This window comes from Oscillibacter sp. UBA6647, assembly GCA_002455655.1.
In the GTDB taxonomy this organism is placed as follows: Bacteria; Bacillota; Clostridia; order Oscillospirales; family Oscillospiraceae; genus Oscillibacter.
The window spans coordinates 1-16983 of the sequence record DKLF01000082.1; the positions used below are offsets into that span (position 1 = coordinate 1).

At 52.7% G+C, this 16983-nt stretch carries 9 protein-coding genes; 1 reads left to right on the plus strand and 8 read right to left on the minus strand.

The window, feature by feature from the left end; genetic code table 11:
• Window positions 1–24: 24 nt before the first annotated feature.
• From B2W96_RS06105 to B2W96_RS06115, 3 genes are read right to left on the minus strand one after another with little or no spacing between them, the layout of a single operon-like run.
• Window positions 25–4650: an S-layer homology domain-containing protein gene (locus B2W96_RS06105; protein WP_293009400.1), complete on the minus strand. Its 4626-nt coding sequence runs from the start codon at window positions 4648–4650 to the stop codon at window positions 25–27.
• Between the two features lie 23 nt (window positions 4651–4673).
• Window positions 4674–4937 (minus strand): hypothetical protein, encoded by a 264-nt coding sequence (locus B2W96_RS06110; protein WP_293009401.1) that lies wholly within the window; start codon window positions 4935–4937, stop codon window positions 4674–4676.
• A gap of 13 nt (window positions 4938–4950) precedes the next feature.
• A complete protein-coding gene (locus B2W96_RS06115; RefSeq protein ID WP_293009402.1) occupies window positions 4951–7308 on the minus strand; it encodes a LuxR C-terminal-related transcriptional regulator in 2358 nt (785 codons plus the stop codon).
• 439 nt (window positions 7309–7747) lie between these two features.
• Between B2W96_RS06115 and B2W96_RS06120 the strand changes: the two genes are divergently transcribed.
• Window positions 7748–8416 carry a hypothetical protein gene (locus B2W96_RS06120; RefSeq protein WP_293009403.1) on the plus strand — a complete coding sequence of 223 codons (669 nt, stop codon included), beginning with the start codon at window positions 7748–7750 and terminating at the stop codon, window positions 8414–8416.
• Window positions 8417–8520: 104 nt separating this feature from the next.
• Here the strand turns inward: B2W96_RS06120 and B2W96_RS06125 are convergent, their stop codons facing one another.
• From B2W96_RS06125 to B2W96_RS06145, 5 genes are all read right to left on the minus strand, one after another.
• The gene (locus B2W96_RS06125) at window positions 8521–12861 is read right to left on the minus strand and encodes an S-layer homology domain-containing protein (protein WP_293009404.1); all 4341 of its coding nucleotides are present in this window, start codon (window positions 12859–12861) and stop codon (window positions 8521–8523) included.
• Between the two features lie 314 nt (window positions 12862–13175).
• On the minus strand, window positions 13176–13457 hold the full coding sequence (locus B2W96_RS06130; protein ID WP_293009405.1) for a hypothetical protein: 282 nt from the start codon (window positions 13455–13457) through the stop codon (window positions 13176–13178).
• A gap of 108 nt (window positions 13458–13565) precedes the next feature.
• On the minus strand, window positions 13566–14426 hold the full coding sequence (locus B2W96_RS06135; RefSeq protein WP_293009406.1) for a hypothetical protein: 861 nt from the start codon (window positions 14424–14426) through the stop codon (window positions 13566–13568).
• Window positions 14427–14454: 28 nt separating this feature from the next.
• On the minus strand, window positions 14455–16047 hold the full coding sequence (locus B2W96_RS06140) for a hypothetical protein (RefSeq protein WP_293009407.1): 1593 nt from the start codon (window positions 16045–16047) through the stop codon (window positions 14455–14457).
• Window positions 16048–16069: 22 nt separating this feature from the next.
• Window positions 16070–16843, minus strand: a complete 774-nt coding sequence (locus tag B2W96_RS06145) for a hypothetical protein (RefSeq protein WP_293009408.1) — start codon at window positions 16841–16843, stop codon at window positions 16070–16072.
• Between the last annotated feature and the right edge of the window lie 140 nt (window positions 16844–16983).

Consider the following 16983-nt stretch of genomic DNA (forward strand, 5'->3'; position numbering starts at 1 on the left):
TTTTTCAATGTTGTTCCCCCTGGTTTATTTGCTGTTTCCCATATACCTATATAGGAAGGTCACGATCTGTGCGCGGTTGCAGGGGCCAGATGGGCTAAAGGTTGTGGCGGAGGTGCCTGCGGTCACGCCCTTTTCCACCGCCCACAAAACTGCGTCGTAAAAATAAACATCTTTGGAGACATCCGTAAACGGATTTACAGAAGCCGCCTCCGGCTTGCCTGCCGCACGCCATAGAAAGGTCACCGCCTGCCCGCGCGTGACAATGTCGTCGGAGCCGAAGGTCGTGGTGGAAGTGCCCGCCGTGATGCCCTTTTCCACCGCCCAGAGAACGGCTTTGTAATAGTAAGCGTCTTTGGAGACATCGGTAAACGGGCAATTTGTAGAGGCCGGTTCCGGAGAACCCTCCGCCCGCCACAGGAAAACTGCCATCTGCGCGCGGGTGCATGTCATGTCCGGGCTAAACGCAGTATTGGAGGTTCCGCCGGTCACGCCCTTTTTCACTGCCCACAAAACCGCGTCGTGATAATAGTCACTGTCGGACACATCGGCAAAGGGATTTGTTATTTTCTCCGTCCACTTGGCGTAAACGGTCATGTTCTTCGTCAGCTCGACGCTGGTCACCTTCTCGGTCAATTCCTTATCGGAATACCAGCCGTCAAAGGTGTAGCCGTCCCTTGTGGGCTGGTATTCACCCAAGTCAATAGCAGTACCGGAGGCTTTCGATACACTTGATATTTTAGAACCGCCGTTTGTTTCAAAGGTCAGTGTATAGCTGGTGCTTCCGCTGCCGCCGCCAGTGGGATTGCTCGCCGCCTTGGCAAAGGTGAGAGTTCCGGTTACGGCGCCCGCTAATGTGACCGGCGTGTTATCCGTGTCTGATACGGTCAAATTGCCGTTTGTGGGCACAAGACTCCAGTAGGTATGTGTAGTGCCTGAGCCGTTTGTGGCTTGTCGTGATGCAATTTCAGTGCCGCTTGGCAGGTCAACCGTCAGAGAAAGGACATCATTCTGCGTGCTGTTCGCTGCGCCTACAATGCAGAAGGGTGCGACCGCGCCGTTTGTAATGAGCTTACTGGTACTGTCCACTGTCAGCTTGCCGCCGATGATGTACACGCCGTAATCGCAGCCAACCGTCAGCGTCGAGCCGCCGGTGACGGACACGCCGCCGGATAATGCTTCCACGCCCCTAGTACCTGCGCCCTGGGTATGAACGGTCAGCGCTGCGCCGTTTTGCACATTGACGGTATCACACATCGCCCCATAGACCATGTCCGAATTGATATTCAGCACTGTACCCGCGCCGGTAACCGTCAGTGTGCCGTCCGTGCCGGAAGCGCCGATGGATATGTGCCCGTTTAACGTCACCTGTGCGCCGCTCTGAACGGTTACCGTATCGCCGTTTATGCCGCTGTTAATTCCGCCGTTTATGCTGAGCGGAGCAGTACCGGAAAAGGTAAGCTGCAGCGGCGCATGTCCGTCTCCGCCGATGGTGCCGCTGATGCTGCTGCTCGAACCGCTGTTAATGGTAACGGGTGCCGCAGTGGGCAGGGTAATTCCCCCTTCCACGTAGATGTTGCCCAAGGTCAGTGTACTGCTTGCAGAATCCCATTCGTAGCCGTTGTCTGCCACCGTCGAGCCGTTGTGAACGCTGCCGGTCAGATCAAGACCGTTGGTAATGGCCTTCACCGCAGTGCCGTCGTTGGTGTAATAGGACCACATAGTGACATTTCCGCTCGTATCATACGCCGCCACTGCCTGCACCAAGCCATCGCCGGTCAGCTTCAACGCCTTGACTGCCGCTTCGGTATTGTAGCTTTGGGGCAGCTGCAAGGTGCCGTTGTTGACAAGCGTGCCGTTGTTGGTGAGGGCTTTTGCAGCGTGCAAATCGAGGGTTGTGCCCTGCGGGATGGTCAGAACCGCGCCCCCGGCGACAGTGATGGTGCCCGCAAGCGTGCAGTGAGAGTCTGCGGGAACGGACACACTTCCGTAAACGGTGTTTGTATTGGAATCACTGTTCTCACTCGAATTGTCGTATGTGTTCACGATGCCGTTGAGGGTCACGTTTGCGCCCTTTGTAAAGGAATGGGGGTTCGCCGCAGTGCTTTTGAGGGTAATCCCTCTATATCCAACGTTCAGAACGCCCGATCCGGAAAGGGTGACGTCCGTGTCAGAACCACCGATCGCGTTGGTATATTGGGCGCTGATCGTATTTGTCCCCTCTACCACAAGGGTAATCGCGCCGTCCGGCAGGGCAATGCCGTCGCCTGTCGCGTCATTTATGGCGGTGGTATTGTGAATCGTTGCGTTATGCAGCGTCAGCTTTGCAGGCGCTGCGGGCGTTGTCGTTGCCGGCGTAAAGAGCACATAGCCTTTGTCCGCGGTGTAAACCGTGGTTTCGGTGGGCGGGGTAGAGAGGTTCAGTCCGCCGGACTTGTCGCCGCCGCTGACGCTTGCGCGCGCAATGCCTGCGGCAATGTTATCCGTGCCCGCAGAAATCTCGCCCACAATCAGTCCCGCGCCCTCAATGGTGACGGTGCCGAGGGTGCTGATCGCCTTGGCGCTGTCGTTGCCGCAGAGGAACAAATCGTCCGCCTTGACGGTGATGTTGCCGGTGTCTGCGCTGCCGAGCGCACGGATTGCCGCATAGCTGTCGCCGCCGCTCCCGGTGACGGACACGCTTTTGCAGTTGCCGCCGGTGGGATTCGTGATACTCACGCTGGTTGCCAGAATGCCGTCCTGCTGTGTGCCTTCAATGGAAACTTCGTTTGCCTTGATGGTCAGCTCACGGACCTGAAAGCCGTATTTACTGGTCGAGGACAGCGTTCCCCCGGCGGTGAGGTTGACGGCTTCTTCAGATGCAGAAATGGCGGAAGCATCTGCATTCAGTGTGATATCCTTCGCGGCGCTCAGCGTGACCCCTCCGCCGCCGGTACCGCCGTCAGTTTTTTCTATGCCGCTGTATCCGCCGGTTGTCACGTCAATGCTGCCCGCATCAGATGTCGTGGACACGCCTGTGCCAAAGTGGATGGCGACTCCGTTCGCTTCCATTGCCACATCGCCCTGTGCATCCACTGTGACAGTACCACTCTGGGAGATCAGCGCGCTTGATCCCGTACTGTTGTCAACCGTTATTTTACCAGAGGCTTTTAAGGAAACTCCGGCATTTCCATTCACCGCCCCCATAAAGCTGCCGCCGGTCAGTGTAATATCGCCGTCTGTCGCTTCAAAAGACGCCATGCCATCGCAAAAAACGCCATACGCGTCTCCAATTGTGATGCTCTTGGCGGTAATCTTAAGGTCGCCGGTCACATTTTGAATCGGATTGCTTGTTGTTTTAATATTCAACGCGCCGCCAATGTCGATGGTGATGCTGGGCGTATTGCCGCTCCATGGAGCAATGCCTCTGTTGCCGGTCAAGCTTAGATTGCCGCCGCCGGTAATATTCACGGCCTGCTCGTTGGTGTCGATGGCATAGTTATAGCTGCCGTTTGCCGTCAGACTGTTATTGCCGGTGACGGTAATGTCAAGCGCTTCTCCGGGCAGATACAGGGCGCGTCCGCTCGTCGTGCTGATCGTCGCATCGTGCAGCTCCAGCTTGGCGTTTGCGGCGGGGTCTGCTGTCGCGGGCGTGTAGATTATGTAGCCGCTACCTGCCCTGTAGCAGGTCTGTATTGTGGGCGCGTTATAGGTCGCGTCAACATTGCCGCTGGCATCTTTGCCCGAAAGATTCAGTCCGCTCTTCTCGACGTCGCCGCCGTAGGCATAAAACACGCCGCCCACGAGGGCGTATGTTTTATCGTACAGCATAATTCCGCCGCTGCCGGAAATCTCGCCAACAATGTGGGAATTGTCCGGATCGACCCTTTCAGCCATTGTCAGCGTGCCGTTGTTCTCCAGCACCCCGCCGTTTTCCACAGTGACAGTGGCGGCAGGGTTTCCTCCCCAAACACCAATTGCGAGCGTTGTGCCACTCGCGATGGTCAGCTTGGAGCCGCTGCCAGTGACGGTGAGATTGCCGGCAATTTGGCTATTCGTGCCGCCGTTCACTACAACCGTCGTACCGGACTCTATCGTAACAGCATCGTGATTATTGAACTGACCCGTTATTGTCAGCGTGCCGCCGCCTGTAAAGGTGGTGTCGCCAGCGCTGTGATACACGGCGGAATTGAATGCACCGGTTGTGGTCAGGCTGTTTGTGCCCTCCACGTTGACGGTGACGGGAACCGCATAACGATCCGCGAAGGATGAGTTATACGGCAGAGACAGCGCGTCGATGTCCGTCGTGCTGATTTCTGCGTTGTGCAGCGTCACCTCGGCGGAGGTGGTTTCACCGCTTACTACCGTCGGCTGATACAGCACATAGCCGTCCCCCGCCTTCCAGCAGCAGGCCTCCGTCAAAGCGGTACGACTAACCACATTGCCCCCACTGTTTATTTCGCTGTACATTTTAATGCCGCTCGCGCTCGCGTCGTCCTTGTAGGTGTAGCTAACGCCGTCAATGGTGACGGTGTCTGTGTCGGCAGCCAGCGTGACGCCCTCTGCCGTCGCTGCCTCCCAGCCGTCGTAGTTTGTCGCCGCCAGCGCCGACACTGGCAGCAGGCTCAGCGCCATGCACAGCACCAGTGCAATGCTTAAAATTCTCTTTTTCATGTTTTCCTCCTATGTAGATTATTTTATGCTTCTAAAAACTCGCCGAAGTCCAGTATGAATTCGGCTATGGCGAGTGAGTTTTCGTTATCGCTCTGTAAGCCCTCCCCAGTGCGCAAAAGCGCCGTCAGGCCTTCCGACGACCGGCTATGCAGAACCAGCGCACGCAGGATTTCCGCCTGCCGCGTGTTTTTTGCAAATTGCGTTTGCCCGTTCTGCGTTAGGCCGACGCGGTTTCCCGCTTCGGTCAGCGTAACGCCCGGCTTCAAGGTCAGCATCGTTTCATCCATGGCGCGCCCTCCTTTACAGTAAACGCAGCTTTTCGGCTGCGGCCTTGGCTTCGCTGCGTCGATTAACGCCCAGCTTCTGCAGAATACGGCTGACGTGGGTTTTGACCGTGGGCAGCTTGATGCCCAGGATTTCGCCGATTTCCTGATTGCTCAGGTTTTGGCACAACAACTTGAAAACATGCGTTTCCGCCGCTGAAAGCGGCTCGACAGGCTGTATCTGGGGTTTCAAAAACCGGGGATACTCCACCGCCTGCGCCCGCGCGGCGGAAATCAGCTTCTCAAGATGCTCCGCGTCCCTTTCCCAGCCGCACTCGCCCAGCAGGGGCAGGATCGCCGCACCGTACTGCGCAACTGGCCAGATAAATTGATACGCAAAGCAGGTGTCCAGCGCCGCGCAAAGCTCCGTTTTCCACTCCGTGTTGCCCATGCGTTCCATGCACATCGCCGAGAGCAGCCGGATATGTATGCCGTCCATCACGCGTCCGCAGTATTCGCAGTATGGCCAAAGCCGCGCCAGCAGCAACAGCGCGTCGTCATACTCACCCTCGGTAAGCTGCACCATTACCCGTGTCAGATATTGATAACGCCACATTGCCCACAGGCGCGCGTCGTTTTTCGGGGCCTTTTCCTGAAGCCACATTCGCGCGGCTTCCGTGTCGCCAAGCCGGAGATAGATACGGCAGAGAGCCGCGTCGATATTCGGCAGAAAGCGGGTTTGTCCGGTATCGAGGAATTTTGTGCGCAGGCTCTCGATGGATTCCAGTGCCGCCTGCGCCTTGCCCTGGGACACCTGTACTCGTGCCAGCAGCCCGACCACAGCGAACTCAATGTCCGGCGTACCCCGCGCCTGTATCTCGCCCAATCGGGACATGAGGGTAAGCAGGCGCTTTGACACGTCCTCGCCCTTTTCAAACTTGCTCTCGCAGATGCCGCAGTCGGCAAGGCCCACGCCGTCCCGGCCCAGCACGGTTTCCAAAGGCTTTCGCATGGTGGCGTACAGCAGGTCGTCCTTCTTCGACCACTCGCAAAAGTCCTTGCCGCCGTTCATAATGCTGGGCAGGGTACTGGTGACGGAAAAGGACGGCACCTTGAGCTGCTTGTCCGTCATGACGTGAAATACGCTTCCAACCACCTCGATCAGCCCGCGGCTGACCCGTTGGGGCAGCGCGATATCCAGATAAGCCAGTTTTCCCTGAACGCTTTTATACTCGGAATCGGTCTTTTTGAGCCGCGCGGCATAGCCTTGCAGTTCGCTGTACCACCGCTCGGAAGCCTCGTAATCCAGGCACATGGCGGTCAGCATACTCATGCCGCACATCAGCGACGGAGATTTCAGGGTCTCCTGGCGGGGCAGAGCAAAATAGTAGTTTTGCAGTTCGTGGTAGTAACCGATGCCCGGATGCTGCTCCGCGTTTTTCACCAGCAGCGCGGACACCTTGCTCTGCTCCCCAGCCAGCGAATAGCATTCCAGCGCACGATCCAGTTCGTCGTGCAGCTCATAATAGAGAGCAGCGCGGCTATATAAAATGCGTTGTTCTGCGTCAGTGAGCTTCTGGTGCAGCTCCCACATCAGAAATCCCCGGAAAATCGGCCAGAAACGGTAGGTGTCGAGCCCGTCGGACTGGAGCATCGTTGTATCTCGCTGGATAATACCCAGCAGCTCACCCGTTCGGGGATTGCCGCTGACCATCTTAGCTAGCTCCAGATGAAAGCTCTCAAACGGCGCAAGACTGATGAGCAGCCGCCGCAGAGGCGGTTCAAATCGTTGGTAAACCACCTCTTCAAAGTAAATAAACAGCTCGCGCTTGATTGCGTCGAAAATTTCCGCGCTGTACGCCGCGCCGTCCTTCAGCTTGCGGCAGAGGATATCCATCGCGATGGGATAGCCTTTCAGATCACGCTGTATCGCGCTCATTTCTTCAGGGCTGATCGTGATGCCCCGAGAGTCAAGCATCCGCTGCGCGGTCTGGCGGTCGAAATTCAGCGTAAGCGTATCGATGGTGAGCATAATCCCCGCGAACTGGAAGGGCATTAACCATCCGGGGACAGGTCCACGGCCAAGCAGGACAAAGTGCAGATTGGCCTGGGTGCGGATCAGTTCGCATAGAGCCTCCCGGCGCACTGGTTCCAACAGATATTGCAGATCGTCCACCAGCACCGTGTCGCAGTCCCGCAGGATATCTTCCTGAGAAAACTCCGCGTCCGCGGCGTTTAGTAAACAAATGTTATGTTTTGAAAGCAATGCCGTTGCGGTCGTGGTTTTTCCGCAGCCGCAGGGCGCGGCAAACAAAATTACCCGGCAGTGTTCCCAACTGGTCAGAAAGATTTCCTCCAGCGAGGGCTTTATAATGACAGAAGCGATATCGCTCATGAGCCGCCTCCTTCTCTTGGTAGGTATATTTTAGTATGGTTTTGTGAATTATTTTCCTGCATATACGTTAAGTGTAGCAGATGAATTGAGTTTTGTAATCCATCCAAAGTATGATCGAAGGGGTAAATAACAACTTTTTTAAAGAACGATTTTAGGAGCGGTTATGCAAATGCCAAAACCGTTTTCAGTCATGAGACAACCGCTATATTGTCAAAAACTAAGGGATCTACTCAATATGGAGATGACAGACGCCCCGCAGTTTTATGAGTGGCTGACCACCTATGACCGGGAGAGGGTCATGAATCTGATTGGGCAGCTCTATTTTTCCGAGTCCGCCGACGTGAACGCACTGCCTCCGAGCCAACGGCTGCGGGGATATCTCGCCTTCGACCGAACGCTTTTTTCCGTGGAAGCGCGGGAGCAGGAGTATTCCTGCTTTTTGAAAGTGCTGCGCAATCATATGCTTGCGGGCGAAGCCTTTGGAAAATACGAAGGTCAAAATAAGCGCCGGAATACGGGAACGCGGCGTAAGGCCGATTTTAAAGCAGGCTGTCAAGCGATAAGGGAATACAATCTCCGGATTCCGCGCGGAACCATGGCACGGTTTGAGGAGCCGCAGGAGTTGGTGATGTATCTGCTGCGGTATACGATTCTGTCAGACAAGCATATTAAAAAGTGCGAATTCTACGGCCGGTTTTTCGTTCTCCGGCGCAGCACCAGGCAATACTGTTCGCCGGCGTACGCCAGCAAGCAGCGGAATCTTGATGGCTTCTGCGGAGAGAGGGAGGTTAGCGCGGCGTACAAACGCATCGTCGCCAATCTCACCACCAAGGATAAAAAGCAAAAAGAGCTCCGCCGCCAGTATTGCCTGGACGGCGGAGCCGTGGTGAAGCCGCGCGAGGTACTGCGGCAGTTTTATGAGGAGAACTATGCGCATCAGGAACAGTTCCGTTTCGCTTGGGAGGCGCTGAATAAAGCAGAGAAAAAAAGCTGGGCGGATCGCCAGACATACGAACAGGCCAAAGCTGATTATCTTTCCTGGCTGGACAGTCGGCTCAGCTACGCCAAGCAAATTCATATTGATAATGACAGCATTTTGGAAGAGTAGCCGGAATATGAGCTGGGCAGTCTCTCGTATGTGGCACAATGGGATACGAACTGTTCGGGCGGCCTGGATATAAACCAGACCGCCCGAATCAAATATATGGATTTCTACTTGGACAGCAGGTTATACAGCACCTGCCCCATCTGGGCGCGGGTGGTAGTATCCGTCGGGCTGAGTTGTCCGTTGCTGCCGCCGACCACGCCGGTTTCCACCAGATAAGCCATTGCATCCTGCGCATAGGAAGAGATGCTTTTGCTGTCTGTGAAGTCGGGAAGACTCTTGCCGGAATTGCCCTCTGGCAGCTGATCGATTGCCTTCAGCGCATTGTACAGGAGTGTGAACATATCCTGCCGGGTAACGGCCTGTTCCGGTGCGAATTGATTGTCGCCCACGCCGTTTGTAATCCCCAACCGCTTTGCTGCCGACAGATAGCCGGTATAGTAGGTGTTCCCCGCGTCCGAGAAGTTGTCGGAGGAAGAATCGTCCGGGTCGATATCATAAGCCCGCATCAACAGAGTGATGAACTGACCACGGGTCAGCGTCGCGTCGGGGCTGAAGGAGGTTGCCGTCGTGCCGGAGGTAACACCCCGCGCCGCGAGGAAGGCAACTGCATCACCGTACCAAGCGCTGCCAGACACATCCGTAAAGCTTACTTTGTTGTATCCGACCGCATACATTGAGAAATGAGCAACGCTGAAATCAACCGTACCGGTCGCCGCGTCATAGCGTCCGTTTGTTATGGTTTCAAGCTCACCGTTGTCGCCTATGTAGTATATAACGATCGCATTGATATCCTCTCCCGCCGCCGGGGTATAGGGGATGCTGACTCCGACGCTTCCTCCATTAAAGCTGGACACCTGCGTGCTGCCCGCCGTCACGGTAAAGTCGTAGACCGGGCGATTGCCCACCTGCGCCTGTGCCGACGCGGACAGGGAGTTGGAGGCGACAGTTTGGACAGACACCTGAATATCTCCGGATGCCGCAGCGCCGCTGATGGCCGAAATGGCTTGGCTGTCAAAGGTCAGGGCTGCCGTCGTGGTGCTGATTCTCACGTCGGCTGAGGTTTCTCTCGCAATGGTATCCAGCGACTGTCTGGGAATCACTACTTGAGAGGCCTGCGCAGAGGCGGGAGCCGTAACCTTCAGCTCAATAACGGCATTTTTGTTCTCTTTTTCGGAGGCTTTCGCGCTGTCAATGAGACCTGCCATGCTGTCCGCGCTGACAGATGCCACCGCCGTGCCGCTTGCATTCACCTTAACCTCAACCTCTGCTGCGGCGGTCGTGGTGTTTCCGCTGGTGGTGGTTGTGGGTGCTGCCGGAGTTGACGAAGCTGAGCCTCCTCCTCCGTTGTAGGAGGGCTGGGTGGAAATGGTCAGTGTACCATCGGCCTTTGTAATATTGTAATTTGATTGCTCGACCGTCACGTCAGCCTTGTTGGTCCACTCAATCGTGTAGGTTCCGTTGGCGCTGCTGCTTGTCAGTGCAGCGGCGCCGTTTTTCAACGCAAACTCCGGAGTGCCTGCGGGCGTTATGGTATCGCCGCTGACCAGTCCTTCATAGGTCAGGGTGAATGTTGTGGGAAGCGCCGCACCGTTATATATGGAAAGATTTTGCGGTTTTACGGTCAGTGCCTTTTGGGAAATGGCAAACTGAAATTCCACTTCTCCCAAAAAGTCAGCGTTGTCGTCCGGAATTTTCACGGTCAGGGTATAGTTTCCGGCGTTCTTGGGAGCCGAGCCGCCCGACCAGATATACTCATAAGTACCGGTATAGCCTTGCTCGTTGGCAGGTGTTCCGGTATAGGCCGCCGCAGCGCCGTTGTAGGTTTTATTCGCCACGGTCACGCCGGTGATGGTCACGGGGGTCTTGTTAACTAGTGTTACCACCACGTTGACGGTAACGTCTTCGTAGTTTTGCATGGTTACGGTTACGGGAATGGTCGCGCTCTGGTTCTCTGAGCCGATCTTGGTGGAGAACTGAATTCCGCTTGCCGTATTAGTCACAGCGCCGTCTATAATGCTGTCAGCATCTGTAACAGAACCGGCTGCAAAGCTGGTTGTGCCCCTGTCTGCGGGAAGCTCAATAATGTTCGCTGCCACATCTGCGTGCGCTTCGCTGTAAAGCAGGCTCTTAGTCATATTGTCAACCATCGGCGCGCCGGCCTTATCAATGGTCAGCTCGCCGGAGGTGACGGTTAGGTTATAGTTTGCGCTGCCGGAGGTACCTGTGATGCTTACCGGAGTACCCGCCGGAGAGGTCGTCGTGGCGGCGCAGGATAGCGTTACCGCCAGATCGTCCGCGTCGTCACCGCTTACGAGGTCGGCGGGCGTGTGCGTAAAGGTAAACTCAGGATTGGCTGTGCCGTAGGTTTTGGTTTTATTGTCGGCTTTAACTGTAATATTCTTCTTAGCCACTGTAAGCGTGTAGCTGATCGAGGTGGCGCGATAGCCGGTGGGCGCCGTACCTGTCTCGGCGGCGGTGGCGGTGATGGTGCATTCTCCGGCGCTGACGGTAGTAATTTTGCCATCAGCAGCCACGGTCGCCACGTTTTCGTCACTGCTGGAGTAGGTAATTGGGCTTCCGCCTGTGGTACTGTTATTCGCTGTGAGTCCGGCTCCGGTATCGCCATATGCGATGCTCAGCGGGCCGGAAGCACTCCAGCTCAGCTCCTGCGGATCCCGGGCATCAAAAATGAATTCCAGAGGATACACGGTAATGTCCACAGAGCCGGTGTTATCGCTGGTGACCGTGCCGTCGTATACCGCCAGATAGTAGTAATCTCCCTCGTCAACATCCAGATCGCTGAGGTTCAGGACACCATCGGGGCTGCTGGAAACCGGGTCAAAGAAGGAGTAGCTCCCGTAACTGCCGGAAAGATGGTAGGTATTCGTAGTCATGGTACCGTCATACTCGGTGCCGGTTGGGTAACGGTAGATGACCTCCATGCTCTTGCTTGCGGGTACTCCGGAAACGGAGAAATGCGCACATGTTCCATAGTCTGTCTCCGCACTGGTTCCGGAATACACCGCTGTCAGCGGAGTAGACGAAACCGTTTGTGTTGAGGTAAAGTTCATATCAATTGTACCTGTTGCGGAATCGTCGCCATTGCCGGTCAATTTCAACTCGGCTTTTTTGAAGGTGAGTGTTTCCGCCTGCGCGCCGGTTTTTCCGAAGGATGCGCGCTGTATTGTTGTGAATAAGCTTTCTGAACCGCTTATAGCGGTTGAACTATTTGTGGTGCGAATGGACTTGCCGTCTGCGTCGAAAAATTCTCCCTCATAGCCAGTCCACGTTCCGTCACTTGGCGTCCATTGCAGACCGGGGTTGGTGTCGCCCGTATCAAACGCAAGATGAATATTTTTAGGTGCGTTGGACGGCTCCACAAAACGGATATCATAGATTGCGAGCGCTGCGGGATAATCATCGGTCGCAGCCGCATAAGCAGTGACCTGCCCAGAGTACTGATTTTCGCGGATCTGCCAGCCGACTACTTCTCCGCTGGTGGGATTCACTTTCTTGATCGCGGCATACATGCTGTAGTAGACCAGTGATCCGCCATTTGTTGTGTGCGTTGCCGTTTGTGTGTAAGGTGTGCCAAATTCTATTCCTTCGATGCGGTCTTGTGCAAAAGATACCGACTGTGTGTTTGCGGGGCCGTTGTATTCCGCCAAAGAAAGTGCAAATTCCTGCTGGGTGATATCCACAGTCTTGCCATCTGCACTTATACTGCTGCTGCTCGTTACAATTAAGGAGTATTCATCACACGCCGGATTGATTGCGCCGTCGGCAAGCCCCGACCAGTCATCGCTGACATTAGTTGCACTTGCTTCATCCATACCGATAACCAGAACGCCGTCTGCGTTAATTTCATAGTTCTGGATACCGCTGGTATATTCCTTTTCCCATTCTTCCTTGGTGTTGTCTGCATATGCGATCCCATCGTTTCTCGCGGGGTCATAAAATTTGTAATCCAGCCAGCATGTTGCGTTTGCTGGCAGGCCGGTGATGGTATATAAGTGATAAACAACGTCGTAATAGCCATCTTCCGAATATGTCACCGTATTGTGGATGGCTGTGGCAGATGACGTTGAACGATTGACAGTCACCGATATGTCTTCCAGTGTGGCAGGGTCGCTTTGTTCATTATTTTCATTGTTGGCTATTACTTGATAGCCTACTGATGCTTGTGTATCGTATCCCAATAAAACGTGGTTTAGGGTAGTCCCATTTGATTGATGCCAGTTTCCGTCTGCACCTGTTACCAGTATGTCGTAGGTGGTTGCGCCCTCTACCTTATCCCAGGTCAGGACAGGCATTGTTTGATACAAATCTCCCACTTCAATGCGGAGGTTGGTTGGTGCCGACGGAGCCGCCGCCAATGCCGTTGTCGGCAGCAGGGACAGTACCATGCAGAGTGTCAGTGCAAGGGATGATAATCGTTTTTTCATGTTCTCGCTCCTTTATTATTGCTGCTATCAGCAACAGTGCTGGTAGTGCAGTGTTATCTCCCGTTCGTCCTTTAATAAATCCTTTTGGATTCATCGCGGGTCATGGGTGCTTCAACATTTTAGCATCCATCGGGTTTTGTTTCGCCATCCGAAACGGATAGAAAATGGCAGTTTTGAAAGAAAAACATAAAAAAGCCTATTCAAAACGGATAGTGAACGGCTGTTATGCAAAAAATGAGAAACCTGTTCATCGATGAACAGGTTTCTCATTTGTGTGTTTCTTTGATAATAAAGAGCGAATCTCTCGCTCTTTATTACTTCACTGTTTCGGACGGTATACGGTGTTGCCCTTCAAGTAGCCTCATATACTCATACGGAGTACCTGTGTTTTCTTCTTTTGCTGTACAAGACATTTTACCTGAAGTGCTTACTTCAATTTGTTTACCAAGCGCTTCAACAAGCGGATAATCCGTGTTGCCAATATAATAATCATCGATCTCAAACTCTGTTCGCTCAAAGGCGCTGCGAGGATACAGCTTTTCTTTTATTGCGGATAATAGTAGCCGCTGCAAATTCCAGGACCGATCATTTTCCATGAATCTCCGTCGCTTTGGATGAGAAGGCCGAATCCGCGGCCTTTTGCGCTCCAATCTGCAGTAATACAGGTTGAGCCGAAATCCTCGTACCTCTTTTTCTAAAGGAACTTAGTCAACGGCTTTATACTCGCCGCCGTGGCCGCCTTTCAATATAATTGAGTTGGAGCTTCGCATATAGAAAAATTCAGCTTGTGGGCTGCCACCTTCTGTACTCCACTTCAATAATGCGGTAATAAATTCTTCATTTTCCGAACAGGAGCTTACCGAGTCAAAGACAATGGCATTGCCATTAAAGCTCATAGAGACCGGATAGCCTTGGGCATCAACTTGAGTGATGATAAGTTCATTACCTTCATCACTAATGAAAGTGATATTTGCATAATCGGCAGATGCTGTATCCGTCACTTCCTCCGTTGGACTTGTCTGGCTCTCATCCACAATAGCCGCCGGTGTCCCATCTTCGTTTATTGCGACCTCTGAGGCAGAGTATTTCGTTTTCTCATTGCCGTCGTATAGGCTATATTCGGAAACCGAATTAAAGTTATATCCCTCTATCCCAAGGACAACTGTAGGAACACAGATTATTGTTTCGTATTCATTAACCAGATACTCGCAATCCCCAATAAAGGCTCTCTCGGTATTTTTTTGCTGATATAATGAGCATTGAATTTCCTTGTTATCACGTTTGTTGACTTCAATTACATATTGGTCAAATTCTATTTGATATGAATCGACTGCTGATGTTTTTTGAGAGCCAATATGAAAATCAGCCGAGCTTTCCGAATAGATCATCACTACAAATTCGGGCGGGAGTGCGCCTGACGGTTCACTTTTTTCAGTGGAAGATGCTGTGGTTGGTGAAGCTGTGCTTTCTGGTGTTGTGGTTTTGTTTCCTGCTTTTTCTGCACACGCTGTCAGCGACAAAACCATTGCCGCTGCTAAGAATAATGCCGCGATCTTCTTTTTCATGGTATTCTCCTAATCATTGTTGTTTTTATTACGGCTTCGAGAAATAGTACCCCTCGTGCTCACCGTAACGGAGCAGCTCCTGCATTAGTTCATCCTTTGTCTGAATGTACCCTTCAGCAATATAGTCGATATAATATGCGCCGCTTTCCTTATCAAATACCCAACTCTTGAAGCTTTCAGGGTATTCATAGCCCTCAAAATCGTCGCTTAAGTGGTCAATATGATACATTCTATATACCCATTGAATCACGTTTCCGTTTTCATCAAACGAGTATAGTTCAACGAATTGCTCATAAACTCCCTCAAAGCCGTAGTTTTGAGAGGCTTCCTCTCCGCGTATATCTTCTTCGATTACATATGCGTAATCGTCGGTTGTCGGCGTGAAATTCTCCACGTCTCCCGGTAGCTTCAATACCGTATCAAGCACCGTGTCATTGCTGCCCGCTTTATTCGTTCGCTTGCTGCTGTATGCTGTCGCTTCGCAACTGCCATCAAAATAGGGTAATGTGCTGCTCTCTGTTTTGCATGCCGTATAGTTGATGGAGGAAATTGGAACAAAAGTAATCGTGTCCGAGTTATCAGACAGTCGCATATCCACAAGGCGCTCGACTTCTTGAATTGTATCCTGTGCCTTGAAATCAAAATATCTGAACTGGTCAAAATGCCCGTAATATGTGCCTTCATAATCAGTTTCTACTGTTTGTCTGCCAAAGAAATCTCGGTCACGTTCCTCAAAGAAATTGGCAATAAGTGTCTCATCTTCGGTCTTTTCGTCAGGCATACCAATTGCGGTGGGAACAAAACCACAATCAAGACCTGCAAGCATTGCATCTTCTATTGAAGCGTATTCTAATCTGACTTTTGTACCGATATATTTGTCTCCGTTGAATGATAATAAGTAGGTAACCTTAGCACTGCTTTCATAATATTCATCTCCAACTACTCCAAAAGTAATATTCCCGCCGTAAGGTCTATGCCATTCGGGTTTAGCCAGCCTCACTGGGATTTCATAGGTTACAATGATGAAATCATCTGTTTCAGGTTTGAAATACTCATCGTCGTATTCGCTGCGCTTAAACTCATCTGGCAGGAAGCCCTCTATCACAGGCTCAATGATTACGGAAACATCATCGGTGATGACGCCCTCAAAAGGCTGCGGATTTTCGGAATCAATGTGCCATAAGGCAGACTTGGCAAACGGAGCGATAATGTTTTCGTGCTCGATACGGCAGATGAGCGTATCTCCCTCAACAGAGGCTTCCATTTCTCCGCTGTAAACGTCTACATTGTACTCAATTTCCATCGCCTCGTTAAAGACCATCAGAAAAGGGCATATTCTGTCGCTATCGCGTTCGAAATCAATATTGACGGAAGTGTTGTACGAGCCGTTCTCGCCGCCCGTAGGCGCGAGAAACGCAAGCCGCTCTATGGAAGCGAGTTTATCCGAGGTGAAGCGCAGCTCTATTTCATTATCGCTGATGTGGTAAATAACGAGCGGGACTTCGTTAATCTCCTGCGCGGCGGGGTTGCTGCCCGAGGTTTCGGCTGGTATGCCGCTGCAGGCGGTAAGGGCTGTTATCAGCATTACGGTCAAAATGAAAATGGTCAGTATTCTTTTCACAGTTTCTTTTCCTTAATCAGTATTATTTGTTTTTTGGGAAAAAACCGCTCAGGGCAAGATCCAAGGTCAACATCTCAAATAACGAAGCATACGACTTGTTGTCAGTGTAAACCACTTCACAAAAGCATTTTGGGCAGGGCAGGTATACAATGCCGTTGTGGGTTACTCCCATGTCCACGCTCTCAAACGCGTCGTTTACACCCTTATACGGGCCCATGAGCGTTCTGCTGTGATTTGCACAGCAGCCATAGCCGGACATGTGGAAGATGCGCGCTTTGGTGGGCGTTTTGAACGCATACGAAAGCGTAACAGTGTCGCTCTCTCGTATCAGATAGTATCCTTCGTCCAAGGGCAGCTCGTCTGCGAAACGACCGCTGTTACAAATGGCCTGCATGAGCCTTTGATCCTCATTGGAAGTCCATTCCTCATAAGCGGACGGATAGCACTCGGGACACAAGCGAAACCGTGTGTTTTTGTGGTGAGTCAGCTCCTCGTCCATACGCGCGCGGAAGGAATCGTAGCCCTTGCGATCCGTATATTCAAGCGTTTCGGCTGCCCGTCCATGACGGACAGAACAATCAACGCGGCTCGGCTTGTGCTGTAAAAAAACGCGCCCCATTACGAAGCCGTTGCGCGAGACGGGTGTCGGCGCTTTTTCCACTGCAATGGTGATTGCCGCTCCGTTTCCCTGTGTATTGCGCTGAGCGGCGTTTTGCATTGATATGCGGCGCAGGCTGGCGTCCAGCGCCGCGTCTTGTAAAACCATAAAGTTGTTCATCGAAAGGTCATCGCTCATTCGTTATAACTCCTCCTGAAAATATAAGTATCCGTATGCACGAATCATTGCTGCTGCGCAAGGATTTGCTATTGGGCCAATCATACAGATAACCATATTATACTATCATAAAGTGTACGGCGATAATGTACAATAAGTTT